The organism is uncultured Roseovarius sp., from assembly GCF_947489715.1.
Classification (GTDB): domain Bacteria; phylum Pseudomonadota; class Alphaproteobacteria; order Rhodobacterales; family Rhodobacteraceae; genus Roseovarius.
The window spans coordinates 41,200-62,086 of record NZ_CANLER010000012.1 but is presented as its reverse complement, the minus strand read 5'-3'; the positions used below and the strand labels follow the sequence as shown (position 1 = coordinate 62,086).

Genomic DNA, 20,887 nt, shown 5'->3' with positions numbered 1-20,887 from the left:
CACCGTTAAAAGCCCGTTGAAACACCGCGCGCTTTTACCTTTATTTACAAAGGGTTAATAAAGCGCGCGGATGTTCGGAAGTTTACACAATCCGCGTACATTGTGTACACAGTTGCGCCTTTTCCATCGCAAATCCGCAAGCGCGATCAGGCCGATTTTGCCGCCCCGATGCTACCTTTGGGGACTGCCGTGGCCTTGAGGATGGCAAAACAGCGGGTGCCGGGTTCCAGCCCCATCTCCCGCGCCGCCTGCGCCGTGATCCGCGCCAGCAGCCGCTCCTCTCCGGCGCACAAAGATATCGCCGCCCCCGGCCCGTCACCCAATCGCAGGCTCTCCACCGTGACCGGCAGAATGTTTCGGGATGAAAGACCGGCAGGCCGCTCAACCGATAGTAGAATATCCTGGGATAACACCCTGATTCTTATTACAGAACCTTCATCCGCCGTGACCCCGGGCAGCACCAGTTCCCCGCCGCTGATCACCAGACGGCTTAGCCCGTCAGGCCCATGTTCCAGCACCTTCGCCCGCAGGATTGACCCGGCCTCGCGTACGCCCACAAACGGCATCGCCGCCGGGTCGCTCAGCACTTCTTCGGCGGGCCCATGACAGGCAACCTTACCGCCCTGCAGGATCACCAGATCATCCGCCAGCCGCGCCACCTCGGCCACCGAGTGGCTGACATAGAGGATAGGAATATCGCTCTGATCTCGCAGCCGTTCCAGATAGGGTAAAATCTCTTCCTTGCGGGGCTCATCCAATGCCGCAAGTGGTTCGTCCATAAGTAGAATTTCGGGGTTTGACATCAATGCCCGCGCCAGTGCCACCCGCTGCTTCTCCCCCCCCGACAGCGCCCCGGGACGCCGCTGCATAAGGCTCTCAAGTCCCAGCAAATCGACCACCTCAGCGGGGTTTCCCACCCCTTTGGCAAAGCGCATCCCAAAGCGGATATTGCCCTCAACCGTCAGATGCGGAAACAGCCGCCCGTCCTGAAACACATAGCCGATCCGGCGTTTATGGGCGGCCACACAGACACCCTGCGCTGCGTCAAAAAGCACCTGGTCGCGCAAGGTCACACGCCCCTCATCTGGAACAAGAAGCCCCGCTATCCCGTTGGCAACGCTGGTCTTTCCCGATCCTGATGGGCCGAACAAAGCGGTCACACCGGGCCCGGCTTCAAACGCCACGTCCAGCGTGAAATCGCCAAGCTGATGGGTGATCCGAACCGACAGACTCATCCCCGGCCAATCCTTTCCGCGACCCGCCGCGCCAGCCATTCCGAGACCAGCACCGCCCCCAGCGCCACCACCAGCGACAGCCCAACCAATCGCAACGCGCTGCCCTCACCACCGGGCACCTGCAAGAAGGCATAGATCGCCGATGGCAACGTCTGTGTCTGGCCCGGGATATTGGCGACAAAGGTGATCGTCGCGCCAAATTCCCCCATCGCTTTGGCAAAGCCCAGCACTGCCCCCGCTAGAATGCCTGGTGCGATAAGTGGCAGTGTTACAAGGATAAATCCGGCCCAGCGCCCGGCTCCAAGGGTCGATGCCGCCTGTTCCAGACGCGGGTCCACCGCCTCGATCGCCAGTCGGATTGCGCGCACCATCAGCGGGAACCCCATGATCGCCGCCGCCAGTGCCGCCCCGGTCCAGCGAAAGGCCAGAACGATGCCGAACTGCTCCAGAAATCCGCCCACCGCGCCGTTGCGCCCAAAGGTCAGCAACAGCAGATATCCTGTCACCACCGGTGGCAGGACAAGCGGTAAATGCACCAGCGCGCTTAAAAATGATTTCCCCCAGAACTCCCGCCGCGCCAACACCCAGGCAACCGCAAGGGCCACCGGCAGGCTCAGTAATGTTGCCACCACCGACACTTTCAAAGACAGCAACAGCGCCGCCCATTCCTCGGGTCGCAACCCCATCTACCGGGCCTCCACAAGCGGGATGAAACCATGCGATCGGAAGATTTCAAGAACCCTCTCAGATTGAATAAATCTCATAAATTCAACTATATCGGGATCATTGTTATCCTTGACAACAGCGACCGGATAACGCACCGGATCATGCATATCGTCAGGTATTTCATACAAAGTGACGACACCACGCTCTGCCCTTGCATCGGTCGCATAGACCACCCCCAAAGGCGCCTCGCCACGGGCCACAAGGGCAAGCGCTGTACGGACATTTTCAGTCTCGGCCAATTGCCCGGCCAGAGCGGACCAAAAACCAGCGTTTTCAAGCCATTGGCGACCATATATGCCCGCTGGGACACCCTGTGTCTGGCCCATTGCCAACCGTCCGCCCGCCAATCGCTCCACCAGAATGTCCGCGTTAACCTCCGGCATCGGAATAGCCCCTTCAGGCCCGATCAAAACCAGACGGCTCCCCAATAAATCCAATCGGTTGCTCACGCTCTCTAAAGCATTAATTTCCAGCCAGTCCATCCACGCAGCATTGGCCAGGATCACCACATCCGCCGGCGCCCCCTGCGCCACCTGCCGCGCGATCTGCCCGCTGCCGCCATAGGAAATCACGACCTCGCCCTCATAGGCCGCCACAACATCTTCCAGCGCGTCCCGGAGGGATGCCGCGGCGAACACGGTCACCCCCTGTCCCGCCGTCGCCACGAGAGGCAGGAACAGCAGCGTGCTAATCAATGGCAATAGGTGGAAAATACGTTTCATTGCGGCGATTATTCCAGTGCACCATTGTCAGCGCAAGGCAAACCACACACGCCAGATGTGGTGTATAATCCCAACAAAACCACCAGACTTCGGCGGATAATGCGTGAAAATGCCGCGAATATTTGTTAAATTTAAATAAAATTGCCATATTGAAGCTACGAAACGCGCAACATTCACAGTAAAGATTGAACAGCACCCATGACGCTGCACAAATCAAAACAGTCTCCGATCAACCTCCAATCTGCGGCAAAGTCCGACGTGCGGACCCAATTCGCGGCGCTCTGCTTTCGCATCAAAGATGGCGAAACGCAGATTCTTCTGATCACCTCTCGTGGTTCGGGCCGTTGGATCATCCCGCGCGGCTGGCCGATGGACAACAAAACCCCGTGCGAGGCCGCCCTGACCGAAGCCTGGGAAGAGGCGGGCGTCACCGGCAAAGCCTATGAGGTTTCGCTTGGGCTCTACTCCTATACTCGTGACATCGGTGAGGAAAAACAGGTGCCTTGCGTCGCGATGGTCTATCCGGTCAGGGTCAAGAATCTGGCCCATGAATTCCCCGAAGCGGGACAGCGAAAACGCAAATGGCTCAGCCCGAAACAGGCGGCTCAAAGGGTAAGCGATCCCGAGCTGGCCTATATTTTGAAAGGGTTTGACCCAGGTAAACTCTGACCGGACCTTTTGCCGGGCAATCCGAAAAAGCTTGCAATTCGCGGATATCAGAATAGCTCTGCACCAAGGGATCTGGAGCACATGTAATGATTCAATTTGCACTCAGATGCGATGATGACCACCGGTTTGAAAGCTGGTTCAAGTCGGCAGAAGCGTTCGACAAGCTGCATAAGGCCGGCATGGTCAGCTGTATCATCTGCGGCTCGAACCAGGTGGAAAAGGCGCTGATGGCCCCCAAGGTGCGCGACAGCCGCACGCGCGTGCCAGCACAACCGCCCGAGGTGACCGAACAGGCGCTGAAAGCGCTGAAAAAGCAGGTTGAGCAGAATTCCGAATATGTCGGAATGAACTTTGTCCGTGAAGCGCGCGACATCCATGACGGGACCGCGCCGGAACGCTCAATCTACGGTCAGGCCCGCCCCGAAGAGGCGCGAAAGCTGATCGAAGACGGCGTGCCGGTGGCCCCTCTGCCCTTCCTGCCCAGCCGGAAATCCAACTAATTCCCTGCGTCCGGCCGACATGATCGACAGGCCATTTTGACGTGCGCCCGGTTTACTGAGGCCAGCCACCTGCGCGCATCTCGGCGGAGATTTCCAACTCGACCACATCACTGGTCAGGGGGGCGAACTTGCCGACCCCCAATTCGCTGCGCAGCAATGTCGTGGTCGCCTCGGCCCCGATCCATTCGCCTTTGTAGTAGTCAAAAAACTCGCCCAGCGGATGCGTGCCCTGAAAAGTCATGTCGACATTCAGCACGGCGGGCTTGACCTGTCCCTTGACCGTCAGATCGCCGGTCAACTGCATCGAGCTGGCCCCGGTCTGCACCGCACCGGTCGAGACGAAAGTGATCTCGGGATAGGTTTCGACGTCGAAGAAATCACTACTTTTCAAATGCTTGTCCAGCTCGGCATAGCCGGTGTGCAGGCTTGCCGGGTCGATCGTGATCATCGCTTTGGTGGCGTTCACCGCGTTGGCGTCAAAATCAATCGTGCCTGAAACCTTTGTCCATTCGCCGCTTTGCGTCGTCAGCCCGGCATGGTTCCAATAAAACCGAACCTCCGTATGACCGGGATCCAGTTCGTATGTCTCGGCCATCACAGCACTACTCATGACCAGAAGCGCGATACCTGAAATTGTTGGGATATGCATTGTCTTGCCCTCATTTAAAACGCGTTGGCGGATCAGGGTGTAAAATCCATCCCCAATCCGTCGGCCAATTCTGCGCAGCAATCCGGTGCGGACCCAACTCACAATTTCGTCAGCGGGCGACGGCACAAGCTCCAAAGACCCTCGATCCAAGCCGAGTAGCCCCTTGCCCTTGCGGAACGATCAGAATAAACCCGCGCCGACCCACCCCAGCCAGGACGCTAATATGCCCGTTCTCGTGATGAAATTCGGTGGCACTTCGGTTGCCACGCTTGACCGTATCCGCCGCGCCGCCAAGCGCGTGGGCGTCGAGGTGTCGAAGGGCTATGACGTGATCGTCATTGTCAGCGCCATGGCGGGCAAGACCAATGAACTGGTGGGCTACGTGAATGAAACCTCGCCGCTCTATGACGCACGCGAATATGATGCGGTCGTCAGTTCAGGCGAGAATGTGACCGCTGGCCTGATGGCCCTGACGCTTCAGGAAATGGACGTACCCGCACGTAGCTGGCAGGGCTGGCAGGTGCCGCTGATCACCACCAGCGCCCATTCCGCCGCCCGGATCGAGGACATTCCGACCGACAATATCAACACCAAATTCGCCGAGGGCATGCGCGTGGCCGTGGTGGCCGGTTTCCAGGGCATCTCACCCGACGGGCGCATCACCACGCTGGGCCGGGGCGGCTCGGACACCACCGCCGTGGCCTTTGCCGCCGCGTTCGAGGCCGAGCGCTGCGACATCTACACCGATGTCGATGGCGTCTACACCACCGACCCGCGGATCGCATCCAAAGCCCGCAAGCTGGACAAGATCGCGTTCGAGGAAATGCTGGAACTGGCCTCGCTAGGGGCCAAGGTGCTGCAAACCCGCTCGGTCGAGCTGGCGATGCGCTATAATGTCAAACTGCGCGTGCTCAGCAGTTTCGAAGAACAGTCGGATGACGCGGGCACGCTGGTCTGCGCCGAGGAGGAAATCATGGAATCCAATGTTGTCTCAGGCATCGCCTATTCCCGCGACGAGGCGAAAATGACGCTTGTGTCCGTGGCCGACCGCCCCGGCATCGCCGCCGCCATCTTCGGCCCGCTCAGCGATGCGGGCGTGAATGTCGACATGATCATTCAGAACATCGCCGAAGAAGGCCGCACCGACATGACCTTCTCCTGCCCGACCGATCAGGTGAAACGCGCCGAAAAGGCGCTGCTCGACGCCAGAACCAACGGCGAGATCAACTATCACGACCTGATCGCCGACACCGACGTGGCCAAGATTTCCGCTGTCGGCATCGGCATGCGCAGCCAGTCTGGTGTCGCCGCCAAGATGTTCAAAACACTCAGCGACGAGGGCGTCAACATCAAGGTAATCGCCACATCCGAGATCAAGATTTCCGTGCTTGTCGATCGCAAATACATGGAGCTGGCAGTGCAGGCGCTGCACGATGTTTTCGAGCTGGACAAGACCGCGTAAACACCTGAATCTCAAGACATCTTTACAACCACCACGTGCCTTCGCACAACGGTAAGAAATCCACTGTTGTTAGAATCGCATTTCACCTTCGCCCGGACTATGCTCTAAGCTGAAGGCATATAGCTCTGGCGTGTGCTTTAGGGAGGTAATGCACCGGCATGGACGGTCAAACAGGGACAGACAGCCGTAAATTGCTGGGCCGCCTGCGCGATGTCATGGCCGATGACGCCGCAGGGCAGCAGCGGCTTGACCAGATCACGCAACTGATCGCCGACGAGATGCACACCGAAGTGTGTTCGATCTACCTGTTTCGCGATGAGGAAACATTGGAACTTTGCGCCACACAAGGGCTGAACGCCGAGGCCGTGCACCAGACCCGCATGCGCATGGGCGAGGGGTTGGTGGGCCGTGTCGCCCGCACCGGTGAGGTGATCAACACCGACGACGCGCCCGCGACCAAGGGCTTCCGCTACATGCCGGAAACCGGAGAGGAGGCGTATTCCTCGTTCCTCGGCGTGCCGATCCAGCGGCTGGGTGAGAAGCTGGGCGTGCTTGTTGCCCAATCCCGCCAGGCCCGCCTTTATTCCGAAGAAGAGATCTATGCCATCGAAGTGGTGGCAATGGTTCTGGCCGAAATGACCGAACTGGGCGCGTTTATCGGCGAAGGCGCTGCCATGTCCGCCCGCCACCAGCAGCCGGTGCTGTTCCGCGGCGGGACTGGACAGGAAGGCGCGTCGCAGGGCCATGTCTGGTTGCACGAACCTCGCGTGGTGGTCACCAACCCGATTGCCGACGATCCTGATCGTGAAATGGAACGTCTGAATGACGCGGTCGAAGAGTTGCGGGTGGGCGTGGACCGCATGCTTTCCAGTGCTGCGACCGGCGACAAGGAACAGCTTGAGGTGCTCGAGGCCTACCGCATGTTCGCCAATTCCAAGGGCTGGATGCGGCGGATGGAGGAGGATATCTCGCGCGGCCTCTCGGCCGAAGCCGCCGTCGAAAAAGAGCAATCCGCCGCCCGTGCCCGCATGGTACAGGTCAACGATGCTTACCTGCGCGAACGCCTGCACGACCTGGACGACCTCAGCAATCGCCTTTTGCGCATCCTGACCGGTCAGGGCGGTGAAACAGGTGCCGAAATGCCCCCCGACCCGATCCTGGTTGCCCGCAATATCGGGCCTGCGGAGCTGCTTGATTATGGCCGCAAGCTGAAGGGGATCGTGCTTGAGGAAGGGTCCGTCGGGTCACATGCCGCCATCGTGGCCCGCGCCCTTGCCATCCCCTTGGTGATCCATGCCGACCGGGTCACCACCGAGGCGCTGAATGGCGATCTGGTGCTGGTCGATGGCGATCAGGGCATCGTGCACCTGCGTCCCGACGAAACCGTCGTGGCCGCCTTTCGCGACAAGATGGCGATGCAGGCCCAGGCGCAGGAACGCTATGTCTCGATCCGCGACAAGCCTGCCGAAACCCTTTGCGGCACCACGATTTCGCTGACCATGAATGCCGGGCTTATGGCTGACCTGCCCAGCCTTGTAAGTTCGGGGGCGGACGGGGTCGGGCTGTTCAGAACCGAATTGCAGTTCCTCATCCGCAGCCACATGCCCAAACGCGCGGAACTGTCCGAGCAGTATTCACGCGTGATGGACGCGGCGGGTGACAAGCGCGTTGTTTTCCGCACGCTCGACATCGGGTCCGACAAGGTGCTGCCCTACATGACCGCCACGGACGAGCCCAACCCGGCGATGGGCTGGCGCGCCATTCGCGTTGGCCTGGATAAGCCCGGTGTCCTGCGCATGCAGTTGCAGGCGTTGATCCGCGGAGCCAATGGCCGCTCGCTCAGCATCATGTTCCCCTTCGTCGCCCAGCGCGAGGAATTTCAGGCCGCCCGTGCCGAAATGGAAAAGGCGCTGGAACGCGAACGCATCCTTGGCCACCCGATCCCCGAAACGCTCGAGGTGGGTGCCATGCTGGAAACCCCGTCGCTGGCCTTTGCGCCGCACAGGTTCTATCAGGATGTCGATTTTCTTTCCATCGGGGGCAATGACCTCAAGCAGTTCTTCTTTGCCGCCGACCGTGAAAACGAACGCGTCCGCCGGCGCTATGACACGCTGAATGTCAGCTTCCTCAGCTTTCTGGAAAACATCGTTGCGCGCTGCGATGCCACCCGCACACCGCTGTCGTTTTGTGGCGAGGATGCCGGTCGCCCGGTCGAAGCCGCCTGTTTTGCCGCCATCGGTCTGCGTGCGCTGTCGATGCGCCCGGCCTCGATCGGGCCGGTCAAATCCATCCTGCGCCGGATTGATCTGGTCGATCTGCGTGCCGTCATCCACGAGGCCCGCGACGAAGGTCACCAAACCGTCCGCCCCATGGTGATGAAATACCTCAAGGGCAAGCTTTAAGGCGCCTGTCTCAGGCTTCGCCCTCGCCCCGCTGACCGCAGAAATAGCCGACACCAAAGCTGGGGGAACTGAACGTGATCACGCTCCCCTTGGGAAAATAGAACAAATCCCCCTTGGTCGCCTTGACGGTCTGCCCGGTATCATCCGTGACGTGAAACTCCCCATCAATGATCAGCTTGAATTCGTGATAGGTGTAATCATAGGTCACGGCCTCACCCGCTTCGAGCCGGAAAAGGCCCGCCGTCATCGGCTTTTCGACATCATCCGACGTGGCAAAATCATCCAGAAACGCATGTGGCCCAAGCTCGGCCATGTTCGGCAGTTTTTCCTCCAGGACATTGCCCGAGATATGCTTCATTGCTGGCATCACACTCTCCTTTTTCCCGTCTGTTGAAAGCATTCAGCATAGCCAGCAGCATCCAACGGGAACGGCCCGAATACGGCAGCCCCCCTTGCAAATGCGCGGCGCAATTTGGGCGCGGCCCGCGCAAAGGCACCGCGCGCTTTGTTAAACCGACCCGCTCTCGGTGCAAATACCGACGTAATACCGACGTTATACCGACGCGATACAGCCTGGGTTTTTTGCTTGTTAACCAGTGGGTTGAGGGGTGATTCGGTGGATCAGGCGCGGTGCAGCGGATCGCGGGCGACACGCTTGCGGAAATCTTCGACCAATTCGGCATGATCCCGGTCGGCCTCGATCGCCAGCCGTCTGAGGCCGAAATGCACTTGCGCCATCTGCTGATAGTAGCTGGTATAGGCATAGTTCGTGGCCGCCCCCGCTGCGGCCCCCAGCACCGGCACCGTCTGCGCCGCCAGTTTCTGCCCCAGAACCGTCGCCAGTCGCGGTGCGACACGGGCAACCAATGCCTGAAGCGTGGCACCGGTCATCGCCAGCCGCGTACTCAGAAAGGCAATGTCCGATCCATCGTCGTGATCCAACGGTCCAGCGGCGGCCAGCACCTGGATGCAATCGAACATAACGCCTTGTTCTTCTGGGTTAAATCCGTGTTCGATGGCAACATCCTGTATCGCCCGCAGCAGGATCGTGGTAGTCACCGGCAGTTCGGCCATCGCGCTTGGCAGGCCGCCAAATCCACCCGCCGCGCCCATCGCGGTTGTCACCACGCGGGTCAGCCAGGCCGGTTGTTCGCCCACCACGCCGCGGGATCGTTGCGCGGCGTTCATGGCCAGTCTCAGCGCCTGTTCAGCGCCGTCGCCCATCCGGTCCCGAATGCCCGAGGGAAGCCGATCCAGCAACCCTTCGGCCTGCCCGCCGACCATGTTCAGAATCTGTATGCCAACATTCCCGGCGGCCGCATGGCGCTTTGCCAATTCATCAAGCCGCTGTTCGGTGTCCACTGTAGTGAGTTTGTTCTCAAGGATTTCCATACCCTAAACATCGGCGCTTCGGCCTTTGTTTTCAAGCGCTACGGGCAACTTTCCCGGTCACGTCACCCCATGCCCCCGGCACCAGATCAACGCCCAGAACACGCTCGGGATTGGTCGGTGGCGGCATCTCGACACCGTCCAGCCGGGCGAACCCGAAACGGCTGTAATAAGGGGCATCCCCCACCAGCATGACCCGTTCCCAGCCACTGTTTTCCGCTCGGTAAAGGCTTTCCCGGATCAATGATCCTCCCAGGCCTTCACCCTGCCGCGTCGGGTGCACCGCGACCGGCCCCAGAAGCAGCGCCTGATGCCCCGAGATCAGAACCGGCCAGAACCGGATCGCGCCGCCCAGGATGCCATCCGTATCGCGTGCCACAAGGCTCAACCCCTGCACCGGGTCGATGCCATCGCGCAACCGGTACGACGACAACGCCTCGCGCCCCGGCGCAAAGCAAAGGTCATAGAGCGCCTCGACCTCCCACCAATCGTCTTTTTCTTCAGGCCGCAGCTCTAACACGCGAATTTCCTTGCGAATTCAGGTGGCACAGCGCGTAGCACGGCGATAGGTCTGGTTCAAACAGCTATGCGAGGAACAGATGTTCTACAAACCCGAAGATGGCCACGGCCTGCCCCACAACCCCTTCAACGCGGTGGTCACTCCCCGTCCCATCGGGTGGATATCGACGCGCGGACCCGGTGGCGCAGACAACCTCGCCCCATATTCATTCTTCAACGCCGTGGCCTACGTGCCGCCGCAGGTGATGTTTGCCTCGACCGGCGCCAAGCCTGATCGAGACGGCACCAAGGACAGCATGGCCAATATCCGTGAAACAGGCGTTTTCTGTGTGAATATCGCCGAATATGCCATGCGCGACGTGATGAACCAAAGCTCGGGTCCCTGGGACAGTGACGTGGATGAATTCGCCGATGCCGGGATCGAAAAGGCCACCTGCGAAACCATTCCCTGCGCCCGTATCGCCGCGGCCCCAGCATCGCTGGAATGCAAACTGACCCAGATCGTGCAGCTTCCCGGCGCGGCCAATTTCGTGGCCTTTGGCGAAGTGATCGGGGTTCATCTGCGCGATGATTGCATTGTCGACGGGATTTTCGACGTCACCCGCTTCAACCCGCTGACGCGGCTGGGCTACAAGGACTATTCTGTGATCCGCGAGGTCTTCAGCATGCCACGACCCGGCGACTAAATCAGAAAAGCAGCTCTGCCAGGCTGATCCAGACCGGCAGCGTCACCGCGCTCAGCAAGGTTGTCTGTGCAATCAGCGTCGCCACCAGCTCCCGGTCTGCCCCAAATCCCGCCGCAAGAACATGCGCCGCCGACGCCGTCGGCAAGGCCGCAAATACCACAAGCGCACCCACCACAGGGCCGGACCAGCCCATGACAAGGGCGGCGGAGACAACCGACACAGGCAAGACCAAAAGCTTGGTTGCGCAGATCGTGGCGCTGAAGCGGTTCAGACGCGCCAGCGCATGCCAGTTCATCGTGGCCCCAATTGAAATAAGCGCGATCGGAATGGCGGCCTGTGCCAACATCGACAACGGTGCCATGATCGGATCGGGGACCTTGCTACCCGAAAGCCCGACCATCACGCCAGACAGGGACGCCAGCAGAAACGGGTTCATCGCCACTTTCCGGATGGTTCCCCACAGACCCAGGCTTCCACCACGCGAAAGCGCCGAAACCGCAAAAACATTGGCCACCGGCACTGCCAGCCCGATCACTACCGCCATCAAGGCTGGATCAGCATAGCTGAGCGTTTCGACCGCAGCGAAACCAAGCGCCGAATTGAAACGCCATGAAATCTGCCAGGCACCGGCAAAATCCAGAAAACTGTCAGGGCCGAAACGCCTTGCAAGATAACCGAACGCCAACCCGCAAATGAGGATCGCACAAACCGCCGGTGCGATTGTCCCCACCGCCGACAACTCAATCTGACGGCTTGAGGCAGCCACGAAAAGCAACGCCGGAAAGAGGATTTCAAAGTTGAGCTTATCCAGCCCTTGCCAGGCATTGACCGACAGGCGATTGCGTACCAATCCACCCAAGGCAACCATCAGGAAGCTGGGGATCAGGCCAAGGAGGATCGTGAGAAAAACAAAACCCACCTGCCCGTCCTTTCGCCTTAGTGACCCGCGCCAAGAACCCCGGTGCGCACGCTGTAATCTACAGCCAAGGCATAATCCGGGTCGTCATCGCTGTCGACCATCAGGTGTCCGGCCTTATTGAGCAACCGGTGACAATCGCGGCTGAGATGACGCAGCATGATACGCTTGCCGGCGGTCTCGTATTTGCCCGCAACGGCCTCGATTGCCTGCAGCGCCGACTGGTCCACCACACGGCTGGCGGCAAAATCGACGATCACCATGTCTGGATCTTTGGCGATATCGAACAACTCGGCAAACCCTTCGGCCGAACCGAAAAACAGCGGGCCCTGGATTTCATAGACTTTGGCCCCTGTTTCGGTGACGGATTCACGCTCGATGGCATGAATGCGGGTGGCGTTGTTCCAGGCATAGGTCAGCGCCGATACGATCACGCCCACGACGACGGCGATGGCAAGGTCGTATTTCACGGTCACCGCCGTGACCAGAACGATGACCGCTGCATCGCTGAACGGCACTTTTCGGAGGATGGTCAAAGAGTTCCAGGCAAAGGTGCCAATCACCACCATGAACATCACGCCGACAAGTGCCGCCAGCGGGATCTGCTCGATCAGCGGGGCCGCGAACAGGATGAACACCAGCAGAAATAGTGCCGCTGCTATCCCGGCAATCCGGGTGCGACCGCCGGATTTCACGTTGATCATCGACTGGCCGATCATCGCGCACCCCCCCATACCACCGAAAAAGCCGGTGACGGTGTTGGCCAACCCCTGCGCGATACATTCCTGGCTGGCGCCACCACGTTTCCCGGTCATTTCCCCGACCAGGTTCAGTGTCAGCAGGCTTTCGATCAGGCCAATTGCCGCAAGGATCACCGCATAGGGCAGAATGATCTCGAAGGTTTCAAAACTCAGCGGCACCATGGGTATGTGAAATGCCGGTAACCCACCCTGAATCGAGGCTAGATCGCCCACACGGGGCACGTCCAGGCCCATCGCGATCACAATCCCAGCCACGACGCCGATCCCGGCCAAAGGGGCAGGAATGACCCGCGTCAGGCGCGGCATGACCCAGATGATCGCCATCGTCAGCGCCACCAGTCCCAGCATCGTGCCCAGGGCAGCTCCAGAAAGCCATTCACCGCCGCTCATCCCGTGGCCGGTGTTTTCCATGCTGCCCGGCACCTTGAACTGCCCCAGCTGCGCCAGAAAGATTACGATTGCCAATCCATTGACAAAGCCCAGCATCACCGGGTGCGGCACCAGTCGGATGAATTTGCCCCATCGCATGGCGCCGGCAATGATCTGCAACAGCCCCATCAGGACAACGGTCGCAAACAGATATTCAACGCCGTGCTGCGCCACCAGCGCCACCATGACAACTGCCAAGGCACCGGTCGCACCGGAAATCATGCCGGGGCGCCCGCCAATCAGTGCCGTGATCAGACCGACCAGAAAAGCCGCATATAACCCGACAAGCGGGTGTACGCCGGCGACAAAGGCAAAGGCCACGGCCTCGGGCACCAAGGCCAAGGCAACGGTCAGCCCAGAAAGGAGTTCAATACGCAGCCGGGATACACTGAAGCTTTCATCGGGCATAAGCCGCAAATCAGGCATCGAAATTCGTTTGGCAAAAGCTGCCAGAATGGCGTGTTTCAAGGGGATATCCTGTTGGTCGGGTCTGCGCGCGAACGCGTCCTCTACAGGGAATGCAGCGATTTGACCAGCTACAATTGCGGGATGCCGCCATTCGCAAAAGCCATATCGCGTGTCATGGATTGAATTACCATTTCCTTTCACCCTTGCGATAACTAACAATGCCACCTGACCAATACCGGAGGAATGATGAGCAAGACGATGATCGGCGTAATCGGTGGCTCGGGTGTTTATGACATCGCCGGGCTGGAAGTTGCTGAATGGACGCGGGTAACCGGCCCTTGGGGGGCACCGTCGGATGAAATTCTGACCGGCACGCTTCAGGGCGTCAGCATGGCATTTCTGCCGCGCCACGGTCGCGGTCATGTGCATTCCCCAACATCGGTGCCTTACCGCGCCAATATCGACGCGCTGAAACGCCTTGGCGTCACCGATGTGATCAGCGTGTCGGCCTGTGGTTCGTTCCGCGAGGAGATGGCACCGGGCGATTTCGTGATCGTCGATCAGTTCATCGACCGCACCTTTGCGCGTGAGAAGTCATTTTTTGGCACCGGGTGCGTCGCTCATGTCAGCGTTGCCCACCCCACCTGTCCGCGCCTTGGCGATGCCTGCGAAACCGCCGCTCGCGACTCCGGTGTCACTGTGCATCGGGGCGGCACCTATCTGGCGATGGAAGGGCCACAGTTTTCAACCCTCGCAGAATCCAAAATGTATCGGGAGACTTGGGGCTGTGACGTCATCGGCATGACCAACATGCCCGAAGCCAAGCTCGCCCGTGAGGCTGAGCTTTGCTATGCCTCGGTAGCAATGATCACCGATTACGATAGCTGGCACCCTGATCACGGTGCGGTCGATGTTACCCAGATCATTGCCACGCTGATGGGTAATGCCGACAAGGCGCGTGACATGCTCTCTCGTCTGCCACAACTTTTAGGCAGTGACCGCGCGCCCTGTCCACACGGATGTGACCGCGCGTTGGACTACGCCATCCTGACCGCGCCTGACGCCCGCGATTCAGACCTGATCGGGAAGCTGGATGCCGTTGCCGGTCGTGTTCTCAACTCCAAGGAGCCTTAGAATGCCATTTGAACTCTGGCTGACCTTTGTCGCTGCCTCGACCGCGCTATTGATGATCCCCGGGCCAACCGTGCTCTTGGTCCTCAGCTATGCGCTAAGCCAAGGGCGCCGCGTTGCGGTGGCCAGCGCAACAGGTGTCGCATTGGGGGATTTCATTGCCATGACCGCCTCGCTCCTTGGGTTGGGGGCGCTGGTTCTCGCATCAGCAACCTTGTTCACGGTGCTCAAATGGATTGGAGCACTCTATCTTGTATGGATGGGCCTGAAGCTTTTGCGCGCGCCGCATTCTGAGGGTTTGGACACGATCGCGACCTCTGATACGACACCTCGCAAGGTTCTCGGACATACCGCCGCCGTAACCGCTCTCAACCCAAAATCCATCGCCTTCTTCATCGCCTTTGTTCCGCAATTCGTTTCGATCAACGCCCCGCTTGCCCCACAATTTGCAATTCTGATTGCGACATTTGTGGGCTTGGCCGCACTGAATGCACTGACCTTCGCGCTATTGGCGGACAAGCTGCGGATGACCATCAAGCGCCCGTCGGTCATTACATGGCTAACCCGCAGCGGGGGCGTCGCATTGGTTGGCATGGGAGTGATGACAGCAACCTTACGCCGCGCTTCATAACCAGTGGCCCCGGCCCCATTCTGATGCTGTGAGCGGATTTTTACTCCGGCATTTGGGTGTTGGGTTATCGTCTTGAGATGGCAAATCTGCATTTGCGAACCGACAGTTGGTGCATGATACCGGGCATTGCTTTGTCGAAGCATGATCACCCAGCCTGTGATCTTTGGTTCACGCTTGGCCAACCGGCATTCGGCACCCAAATCAGGATCAACAGTTTCGCGATTGCCTAATCAGATAGCTGGGAATTGAGGCTCCCGCCCCTTGCACAGATGCCGTCTATGGGCGACACCTTTTGGGGGCAATTCTTGAGGTGCATTATGGTACAACAAAAATCCGTCAAAGATTACATTCGCACAATCGTGGATTTCCCGCATGAGGGGATCATGTTTCGCGATGTCACAACGCTCTTTGCTGATCCACGCGGGTTTCGGATGGCGATTGACCAGATGCTGCACCCTTACGCCGGTGTCGAAATCGACAAGGTCATCGGGCTTGAGGCACGAGGATTCATTCTGGGGGGCGCCATTGCCCACCAGCTTAGCGTCGGCTTTGTTCCCATCCGTAAGAAAGGCAAGCTTCCGGGCACGGTGATCAGTCAGGATTATCAGCTTGAATATGGCGAGGCTATTGTAGAAATCCACGACGATGCCATAACCGCTGGCGAAAAGATTTTGCTGGTCGACGACCTCCTCGCGACGGGCGGCACTGCCGAGGCTGGCATCAAGCTGATCGAACGATTAGGGGGTGAAATCATCGGCTGCGCTTTCATCATCGACCTGCCTGAATTGGGCGGGCGCGATCGGATCGAGGCGCTTGGCATGGATGTCCATGTGCTGTGCGAATTCGACGGCGAGTGATCTCCATCGAATATCTGACAAGATAAAATTTCAGTTAAATTATCTTTAAGTTCTTGGTAACTCCATATGCCTAAAAGATAGGTGCCGACATTGTACGGCACTGCTTGCAACGATCAATGAGGATCGGCTACAGCGCCCCACTTCCCCCTCCTGGTGGGGTGCTGTTTCCGCCGCATCACTTCTGATAATAATTCCTGAACCAGCTTACGAACTGCGCGATGCCGTCGCGCACATCTGTCTGGGGTCGATAGCCTGTCAGCTCGTTCAAAAGCGTGGCGTCGGCCCAGGTGGCGGGTACATCACCCTTTTGCATCTCCATGTAGTTCCGATCGGCTTTGACACCCAGTTCCGCCTCAATCGCGTCCACGAAATCTTCCAGGCGGACCTTGTCGGAATTACCGATATTGACCACGCGATACGGCGCCACAGGGGAAAGGCTGTCCCATTCAGGAATATCCTCAGGCCGGTCGGGACGCACTGGCACCGCGTCGATCAAGAGCCGTATACCGCGCACCAGGTCATCAACATAGGTAAAGTCGCGATACATCTCGCCGAGATTGTAGATGTCTATCGGCCGCCCATCCAGAATGGCATCCACAAACTTGAATAGCGCCATGTCCGGCCGCCCCCATGGCCCATAGACCGTAAAGAAACGGAACATTGTGGTCGGCAGATTCCACAAATGCGCATAGGAATGTCCCATCGCCTCGGTCGCTTTTTTGGTGGCGGCATAGATCGTCATCTGACTGTCGGCCTTGTGTATCTCAGCATAGGGCATTTGGGTGTTTGCGCCGTAGACCGACGATGTTGAAGCCATTAACAGATGCTGAACCGCGTGGCGGCGCGCGGCCTCCATGACGTTAAAAGTCCCGACGATGTTGGCGTCAATGTAAGCGCGCGGTTGCTCCAGCGAATACCGAACACCGGCCTGAGCCGCGAGATGTACGATTATATCCGGCCCAAACCCGTCTATCGCCTGGCTCAGGGCCGCATCATCCTCCAGCAAAGCCTCCGTCGCCTCGAAATTCTGATTTTCGAGCAAGATCTGGTGTCTACGCTGCTTTAGAACGACATCATAGTAATCCGTCATCCCGTCAAATCCATGAACGACAAAACTGTCATCCAGCAACACTCTGGCAAGATGAAAACCGATAAAGCCGGCCGTACCTGTAATGAAAACACGCGTCATCGCGACCATTCCCCACTGTTTATCAAAGCGATAGCGGCAGGATGCAGTTGGAACAACCCTGCTTGGCGCTCAGGGAATTCATTTCCTACAATTGACAGGCATATACGCGTTGTTAAGGTGTACTTGTTTACATCCAAGAAAATTAAGGCGCTCTGAATTTGGCAATCAAGATCGAAATGCTTCGTTGTTTCCGTACGGTTGCCGATCAAGGCAGCCTGGCAGATGCGGCACAGACACTCGGGCGCACGCCTTCGGCGGTGTCGATGATGTTACGTCAATTCGAAGATCACGTCGGCTCCGCTCTCTTCGAAAGCGCCCGCAAGTCCCGCCTGACACCTTTGGGCGAAATGGTCTTGATTGAGGCCCGGCGCGAGCTTGAACACTTTGAGCGTACGGTTACCGCAATCGAAGGGCTATCGCGCGCGGAGTTGGGACATGTCCGCCTAGCCGTGACACCATCGGTTGCGCAGGCCGTGTTACCGAATATCTTGCAAGAGTTCATGCAAAAGCATCCAGGCGTTCGGATTGACATGCGCGATGCCGACAGCGCATCAGTACAACGCGAACTGACATCCGAACGCGCAGATATCGGAATGGCCACATTGCGACATATGCCGGGTTTCGACCGGGAGTTGATATTTTCGGATCGGTTCGGCGTCGTCTGCCCGGTTGATAATCCGTTGGCACAGAATTGGTCAGAGCTTACCTGGGCGGATCTGGAAGGTGTAAACTTCATCGCCAACGGCCTGTGCTACGGAATACACGACGAAGGTTTCGCACCGATCCTGAACGCATCGCAGCTTATGGTGCCTAACACAGCCTCGATCCTAAGCCTTGTTCGCGCCGGTGTTGGCGTGACGATCCTGCCCGAGCTTGCTGTACTACCAGAATTTCTGGATCTTGAATTCCTTCCGCTGACCGATTGCTCCGCCAGGCGCGAGGTCTGGATGGTGACGCCCGCCGCGCATATGTTGACGCCAGCGGCCTTGGCATTGGCCAACGCGATCCGTCAGGCAGACATCTCGATCATCCACAGTTAAATTCAATTCTCCTGAAGTTTAATTAATAAGTTTGCATTTGCCTGAATCGTTGCGATGTGCGGTAATAGAGATGAAGATTCTTGCCAGACACGCTGCATCAAAAGGGGACAACCTATGGGCCAATCACAGCATAATTTCATCGCAGGTCAGTGGGTCGCCGGCACAGGTGAGGTTGAGAACCGTAACCCATCCGATCTGAGCGATCTGATCGGACTATATGCCCAGGCAAGCAGCGACCAGTTGGAACAGGCGCTTGATGCAGCTACAAGCGCCCAAAAAGAATGGGCTGGCTATGGCATGGAGCGCAAACAGGCCGTTCTGATGTCAATCGGTAATGAGCTGATGGCACGCGCCGAAGAGCTGGGCACGCTGCTCAGCCGGGAAGAAGGCAAACCGCTGGCCGAAGGCAAGGGTGAGGTATTCCGCGCCGGACAGTTCTTTACCTACTACGCCGCCGAATGCCTGCGTCAGTTGGGTGAGAACGCCGACAGCGTACGCCCGAACATCGAAGTCGATGTGCGCCGCGAGCCGATTGGCACCGTTGCGATCATCAGCCCCTGGAACTTCCCCACCGCCACCGCCAGCTGGAAAATCGCCCCGGCGCTGGCCTATGGCAATGCGGTGATCTGGAAGCCTGCCAATGTCACCCCTGCCTCGGCCGTAGCCCTGACCGAAATCATCAGCCGTCAGGACATTCCTGCGGGTCTGTTTAGCCTGGTCATGGGGGCAGGCCGCGATGTGGGGCAGCGTCTGGTCGAAAGCCCCAAAGTGAATGCAATTTCGTTTACCGGATCTGTGCCGGTCGGCAAAGGCATCGCCACTGCCGCCGTTCAGAACCTGACAAAGGTTCAGCTTGAGATGGGCAGCAAGAACGCCCTTGCGGTGATGGATGATGGCGATGTCGATCTGGCCGTCACCCTGGCCCTGGGCGGAGCCTTTGGCGGCTCGGGTCAGAAATGTACTGCCTCGTCGCGCCTGATCGTGCATGCGGGCGTTCATGACGCCTTTGTCGAAAAACTGATCAAAGGCGCCGAAGCGATGAAGGTCGATCACGCATTGGCAGGAGGTACACAGATCGGGCCGGTGGTCAGCGAACAGCAACTCAACGAAAACCTGGCCTATGTCGATCTAGGTAAATCTGAGGGCGCTGAGCTGGCCTGCGGTGGCGCCCGTGTTGAACGCGCGACCGAAGGCTACTATATGACCCCCGGCGTTTTCCTGAACACAAACAATAACATGCGGATCAACCGCGAGGAGATGTTTGCGCCGCTGGCCGCTGTCATCAAGGTCGACAGCTATGACGAAGCGATTGCAACGGTCAATGACACCAATTTCGGCCTGACCGCCGGTATCGTCACGCAAAACCTGGCCCGCGCCACACATTTCCGCCGTAACGCGCGCACTGGTGTTGTCACTGTAAACTTGCCCACCGCTGGTACCGACTACCATGTGCCCTTCGGCGGTCGCGGCGACAGCTCTTACGGTCCGCGTGAACAGGGCACCTACGCCAAGGAATTCTACACCACGGTCAAAACCGCCTACATCGCGGCAGGAACACCGGCATGACGTATCGGATCGACAATCTGCAATATGCCAACTGGTCGGAAAAAATCTTCCGCCAGTTGCGCGAAGGAGATGTCGACGCCATCCATGTCACGATTTCGTACCACGAGAATTTCCGCGAAACGGTTCTGAACCTCGAACAGTGGAACCGCTGGTTCGAACAATACCCGGATCTGATCTGCCGGGGCGAATGGGGTGACGATGTGCGCAAGGCCAAAGAGGCCGGTCGCACGGCGATCTTCTTTGGCTTCCAGAACCCTGCCCCGATCGAGGATGATATCGGGCTGGTTGAAATCGTGCACAAGCTTGGTGCGCGTTTCATGCAGCTGACCTATAACAACCAATCGCTGCTTGCGACCGGGTGTTACGAGGCCGAAGACCCCGGCATCACCCGCATGGGCAAGCAGGTGATCAAGGAAATGAACCGGGTTGGCCTGGTCGTGGACATGAGCCATTCCGCAGATCGCTCGACCATCGAAACAGCAGAGATTTCGGAACGCCCGATCGCTATTACCCACGCCAATCTACATTCATGGCAGCCCGCCCTGCGCAACAAGCGTGACGACGTGGTGCGCGCGGTCATCGAAAACGGCGGCATGATGGGTTTTTCGATGTATCCGCATCACCTGAAGGGTAAGTCCGACTGCACATTGGACAGTTTCTGCGAAATGATCGCGACAGCCGCCGAAACCTTCGGTGCACAAAATTTTGGCATCGGCAGCGACCTCTGCCAGGATCAGCCCGACAGTATCGTCGAATGGATGCGCGTGGGTCGCTGGTCCAAGGAAATCGACTATGGCGAAGGATCGGCTAGTGCGCCGGGCTTCCCACCGCAGCCGGATTGGTTCAAAGACAATCGCGATTTCGGCAATATCGAGGCCGGCCTACGTAAAGTCGGTTTTGACGAAACCGAAGTGGCCGGCCTGATGGGTGACAACTGGTTACGCTTTTACGACGAAAATTTTGCACCGGTAATTACCATCTGATCTCAACCGTTCTACAT

Annotated in this window: 21 protein-coding genes; 11 read left to right on the top strand and 10 right to left on the bottom strand. The window is 58.5% G+C overall.

Annotated features, from left to right (window positions below):
* Positions 1-146: 146 nt before the first annotated feature.
* Genes modC through modA form a run of 3 tightly spaced genes read right to left on the bottom strand, consistent with a single transcriptional unit; the run spans position 147 to position 2,683 of the window.
* Entirely contained in the window at positions 147-1,235 is a 1,089-nt protein-coding gene (gene modC / locus Q1B27_RS22085; protein ID WP_299851351.1) for a molybdenum ABC transporter ATP-binding protein, read from the bottom strand.
* Positions 1,232-1,921, bottom strand: a complete 690-nt coding sequence (modB, locus tag Q1B27_RS22080; protein ID WP_299851348.1) for a molybdate ABC transporter permease subunit — start codon at positions 1,919-1,921, stop codon at positions 1,232-1,234. Before modB ends, modC begins: the two co-directional genes overlap by 4 nt.
* Positions 1,922-2,683, bottom strand: a complete 762-nt coding sequence (gene modA, locus Q1B27_RS22075) for a molybdate ABC transporter substrate-binding protein (protein ID WP_299851345.1) — start codon at positions 2,681-2,683, stop codon at positions 1,922-1,924.
* A 198-nt stretch (positions 2,684-2,881) separates the two neighbouring features.
* Here modA and Q1B27_RS22070 point away from each other — a divergent pair, with 198 nt between their 5' ends.
* Together Q1B27_RS22070 and Q1B27_RS22065 are read left to right on the top strand one after the other, a co-directional pair.
* Positions 2,882-3,352 (top strand): NUDIX hydrolase, encoded by a 471-nt coding sequence (locus Q1B27_RS22070; protein ID WP_299851342.1) that lies wholly within the window; start codon positions 2,882-2,884, stop codon positions 3,350-3,352.
* Positions 3,353-3,438: 86 nt separating this feature from the next.
* On the top strand, positions 3,439-3,852 hold the full coding sequence (locus Q1B27_RS22065; protein WP_299851340.1) for a DUF1178 family protein: 414 nt from the start codon (positions 3,439-3,441) through the stop codon (positions 3,850-3,852).
* Between the two features lie 52 nt (positions 3,853-3,904).
* On the opposite strand, the gene Q1B27_RS22060 is transcribed toward Q1B27_RS22065, so the two are convergent.
* Positions 3,905-4,501 carry a YceI family protein gene (locus tag Q1B27_RS22060; protein WP_299851337.1) on the bottom strand — a complete coding sequence of 199 codons (597 nt, stop codon included), beginning with the start codon at positions 4,499-4,501 and terminating at the stop codon, positions 3,905-3,907.
* A gap of 223 nt (positions 4,502-4,724) precedes the next feature.
* On the opposite strand from Q1B27_RS22060, the gene Q1B27_RS22055 reads away from it, so the two are divergent.
* Positions 4,725-5,963 (top strand): aspartate kinase, encoded by a 1,239-nt coding sequence (locus Q1B27_RS22055; protein WP_299851334.1) that lies wholly within the window; start codon positions 4,725-4,727, stop codon positions 5,961-5,963.
* Between the two features lie 158 nt (positions 5,964-6,121).
* Positions 6,122-8,365 (top strand): phosphoenolpyruvate--protein phosphotransferase, encoded by a 2,244-nt coding sequence (gene ptsP / locus Q1B27_RS22050; RefSeq protein ID WP_299851331.1) that lies wholly within the window; start codon positions 6,122-6,124, stop codon positions 8,363-8,365.
* Positions 8,366-8,375: 10 nt separating this feature from the next.
* Here the strand turns inward: ptsP and Q1B27_RS22045 are convergent, their stop codons facing one another.
* From Q1B27_RS22045 to Q1B27_RS22035, 3 genes are all read right to left on the bottom strand, one after another.
* Positions 8,376-8,732, bottom strand: a complete 357-nt coding sequence (locus Q1B27_RS22045) for a cupin domain-containing protein (protein ID WP_299851328.1) — start codon at positions 8,730-8,732, stop codon at positions 8,376-8,378.
* A gap of 254 nt (positions 8,733-8,986) precedes the next feature.
* Complete coding sequence (locus Q1B27_RS22040) at positions 8,987-9,757, bottom strand: EcsC family protein (protein WP_299851326.1); 771 nt, start codon at positions 9,755-9,757, stop codon at positions 8,987-8,989.
* 31 nt (positions 9,758-9,788) lie between these two features.
* Positions 9,789-10,274, bottom strand: a complete 486-nt coding sequence (locus Q1B27_RS22035) for a GNAT family N-acetyltransferase (RefSeq protein WP_299851323.1) — start codon at positions 10,272-10,274, stop codon at positions 9,789-9,791.
* Between the two features lie 79 nt (positions 10,275-10,353).
* Between Q1B27_RS22035 and Q1B27_RS22030 the strand changes: the two genes are divergently transcribed.
* Complete coding sequence (locus Q1B27_RS22030; RefSeq protein ID WP_299851320.1) at positions 10,354-10,959, top strand: flavin reductase family protein; 606 nt, start codon at positions 10,354-10,356, stop codon at positions 10,957-10,959.
* Between the two features lies 1 nt (position 10,960).
* On the opposite strand, the gene Q1B27_RS22025 is transcribed toward Q1B27_RS22030, so the two are convergent.
* Together Q1B27_RS22025 and Q1B27_RS22020 are read right to left on the bottom strand one after the other, a co-directional pair.
* Positions 10,961-11,878, bottom strand: a complete 918-nt coding sequence (locus Q1B27_RS22025) for an AEC family transporter (RefSeq protein ID WP_299851317.1) — start codon at positions 11,876-11,878, stop codon at positions 10,961-10,963.
* Between the two features lie 17 nt (positions 11,879-11,895).
* Positions 11,896-13,533 (bottom strand): SulP family inorganic anion transporter, encoded by a 1,638-nt coding sequence (locus tag Q1B27_RS22020; protein ID WP_299851314.1) that lies wholly within the window; start codon positions 13,531-13,533, stop codon positions 11,896-11,898.
* A 186-nt stretch (positions 13,534-13,719) separates the two neighbouring features.
* On the opposite strand from Q1B27_RS22020, the gene Q1B27_RS22015 reads away from it, so the two are divergent.
* The 3 genes from Q1B27_RS22015 (at position 13,720) to Q1B27_RS22005 (ending at position 16,092) form a co-directional block, all read left to right on the top strand.
* Positions 13,720-14,607 (top strand): S-methyl-5'-thioadenosine phosphorylase, encoded by an 888-nt coding sequence (locus Q1B27_RS22015; RefSeq protein ID WP_299851311.1) that lies wholly within the window; start codon positions 13,720-13,722, stop codon positions 14,605-14,607.
* Position 14,608: 1 nt separating this feature from the next.
* Positions 14,609-15,235 (top strand): LysE family translocator, encoded by a 627-nt coding sequence (locus Q1B27_RS22010; RefSeq protein WP_299851308.1) that lies wholly within the window; start codon positions 14,609-14,611, stop codon positions 15,233-15,235.
* 317 nt (positions 15,236-15,552) lie between these two features.
* Complete coding sequence (locus Q1B27_RS22005; protein WP_299851305.1) at positions 15,553-16,092, top strand: adenine phosphoribosyltransferase; 540 nt, start codon at positions 15,553-15,555, stop codon at positions 16,090-16,092.
* A gap of 175 nt (positions 16,093-16,267) precedes the next feature.
* On the opposite strand, the gene Q1B27_RS22000 is transcribed toward Q1B27_RS22005, so the two are convergent.
* A complete protein-coding gene (locus tag Q1B27_RS22000) occupies positions 16,268-17,281 on the bottom strand; it encodes an NAD-dependent epimerase/dehydratase family protein (RefSeq protein ID WP_299851303.1) in 1,014 nt (337 codons plus the stop codon).
* 158 nt (positions 17,282-17,439) lie between these two features.
* Here Q1B27_RS22000 and Q1B27_RS21995 point away from each other — a divergent pair, with 158 nt between their 5' ends.
* The 3 genes from Q1B27_RS21995 to Q1B27_RS21985 all read left to right on the top strand — a co-directional run bounded on the left by Q1B27_RS21995 (position 17,440) and on the right by Q1B27_RS21985 (position 20,870).
* A complete protein-coding gene (locus Q1B27_RS21995; RefSeq protein ID WP_299851300.1) occupies positions 17,440-18,321 on the top strand; it encodes a LysR family transcriptional regulator in 882 nt (293 codons plus the stop codon).
* 114 nt (positions 18,322-18,435) lie between these two features.
* On the top strand, positions 18,436-19,887 hold the full coding sequence (locus Q1B27_RS21990; RefSeq protein WP_299851295.1) for an aldehyde dehydrogenase family protein: 1,452 nt from the start codon (positions 18,436-18,438) through the stop codon (positions 19,885-19,887).
* Entirely contained in the window at positions 19,884-20,870 is a 987-nt protein-coding gene (locus Q1B27_RS21985) for a membrane dipeptidase (protein WP_299851292.1), read from the top strand. The genes Q1B27_RS21990 and Q1B27_RS21985 overlap by 4 nt, the downstream gene beginning before the upstream one ends.
* Positions 20,871-20,887: the final 17 nt, after the last annotated feature.

What these genes read in the sequence shown, in the direction of transcription:
- modC (WP_299851351.1), bottom strand. Translation starts at nt 1,235, where the DNA reads ATGAGTCTGTCGGTTCGGATCACCCATCAGCTTGGCGATTTCACGCTG.
- modB (WP_299851348.1), bottom strand. Translation starts at nt 1,921, where the DNA reads ATGGGGTTGCGACCCGAGGAATGGGCGGCGCTGTTGCTGTCTTTGAAA.
- modA (WP_299851345.1), bottom strand. Translation starts at nt 2,683, where the DNA reads ATGAAACGTATTTTCCACCTATTGCCATTGATTAGCACGCTGCTGTTC.
- Q1B27_RS22070 (WP_299851342.1), top strand. Translation starts at nt 2,882, where the DNA reads ATGACGCTGCACAAATCAAAACAGTCTCCGATCAACCTCCAATCTGCG.
- Q1B27_RS22065 (WP_299851340.1), top strand. Translation starts at nt 3,439, where the DNA reads ATGATTCAATTTGCACTCAGATGCGATGATGACCACCGGTTTGAAAGC.
- Q1B27_RS22060 (WP_299851337.1), bottom strand. Translation starts at nt 4,501, where the DNA reads ATGCATATCCCAACAATTTCAGGTATCGCGCTTCTGGTCATGAGTAGT.
- Q1B27_RS22055 (WP_299851334.1), top strand. Translation starts at nt 4,725, where the DNA reads ATGCCCGTTCTCGTGATGAAATTCGGTGGCACTTCGGTTGCCACGCTT.
- ptsP (WP_299851331.1), top strand. Translation starts at nt 6,122, where the DNA reads ATGGACGGTCAAACAGGGACAGACAGCCGTAAATTGCTGGGCCGCCTG.
- Q1B27_RS22045 (WP_299851328.1), bottom strand. Translation starts at nt 8,732, where the DNA reads ATGCCAGCAATGAAGCATATCTCGGGCAATGTCCTGGAGGAAAAACTG.
- Q1B27_RS22040 (WP_299851326.1), bottom strand. Translation starts at nt 9,757, where the DNA reads ATGGAAATCCTTGAGAACAAACTCACTACAGTGGACACCGAACAGCGG.
- Q1B27_RS22030 (WP_299851320.1), top strand. Translation starts at nt 10,354, where the DNA reads ATGTTCTACAAACCCGAAGATGGCCACGGCCTGCCCCACAACCCCTTC.
- Q1B27_RS22015 (WP_299851311.1), top strand. Translation starts at nt 13,720, where the DNA reads ATGAGCAAGACGATGATCGGCGTAATCGGTGGCTCGGGTGTTTATGAC.
- Q1B27_RS22010 (WP_299851308.1), top strand. Translation starts at nt 14,609, where the DNA reads ATGCCATTTGAACTCTGGCTGACCTTTGTCGCTGCCTCGACCGCGCTA.
- Q1B27_RS22005 (WP_299851305.1), top strand. Translation starts at nt 15,553, where the DNA reads ATGGTACAACAAAAATCCGTCAAAGATTACATTCGCACAATCGTGGAT.
- Q1B27_RS22000 (WP_299851303.1), bottom strand. Translation starts at nt 17,281, where the DNA reads ATGACGCGTGTTTTCATTACAGGTACGGCCGGCTTTATCGGTTTTCAT.
- Q1B27_RS21990 (WP_299851295.1), top strand. Translation starts at nt 18,436, where the DNA reads ATGGGCCAATCACAGCATAATTTCATCGCAGGTCAGTGGGTCGCCGGC.
- Q1B27_RS21985 (WP_299851292.1), top strand. Translation starts at nt 19,884, where the DNA reads ATGACGTATCGGATCGACAATCTGCAATATGCCAACTGGTCGGAAAAA.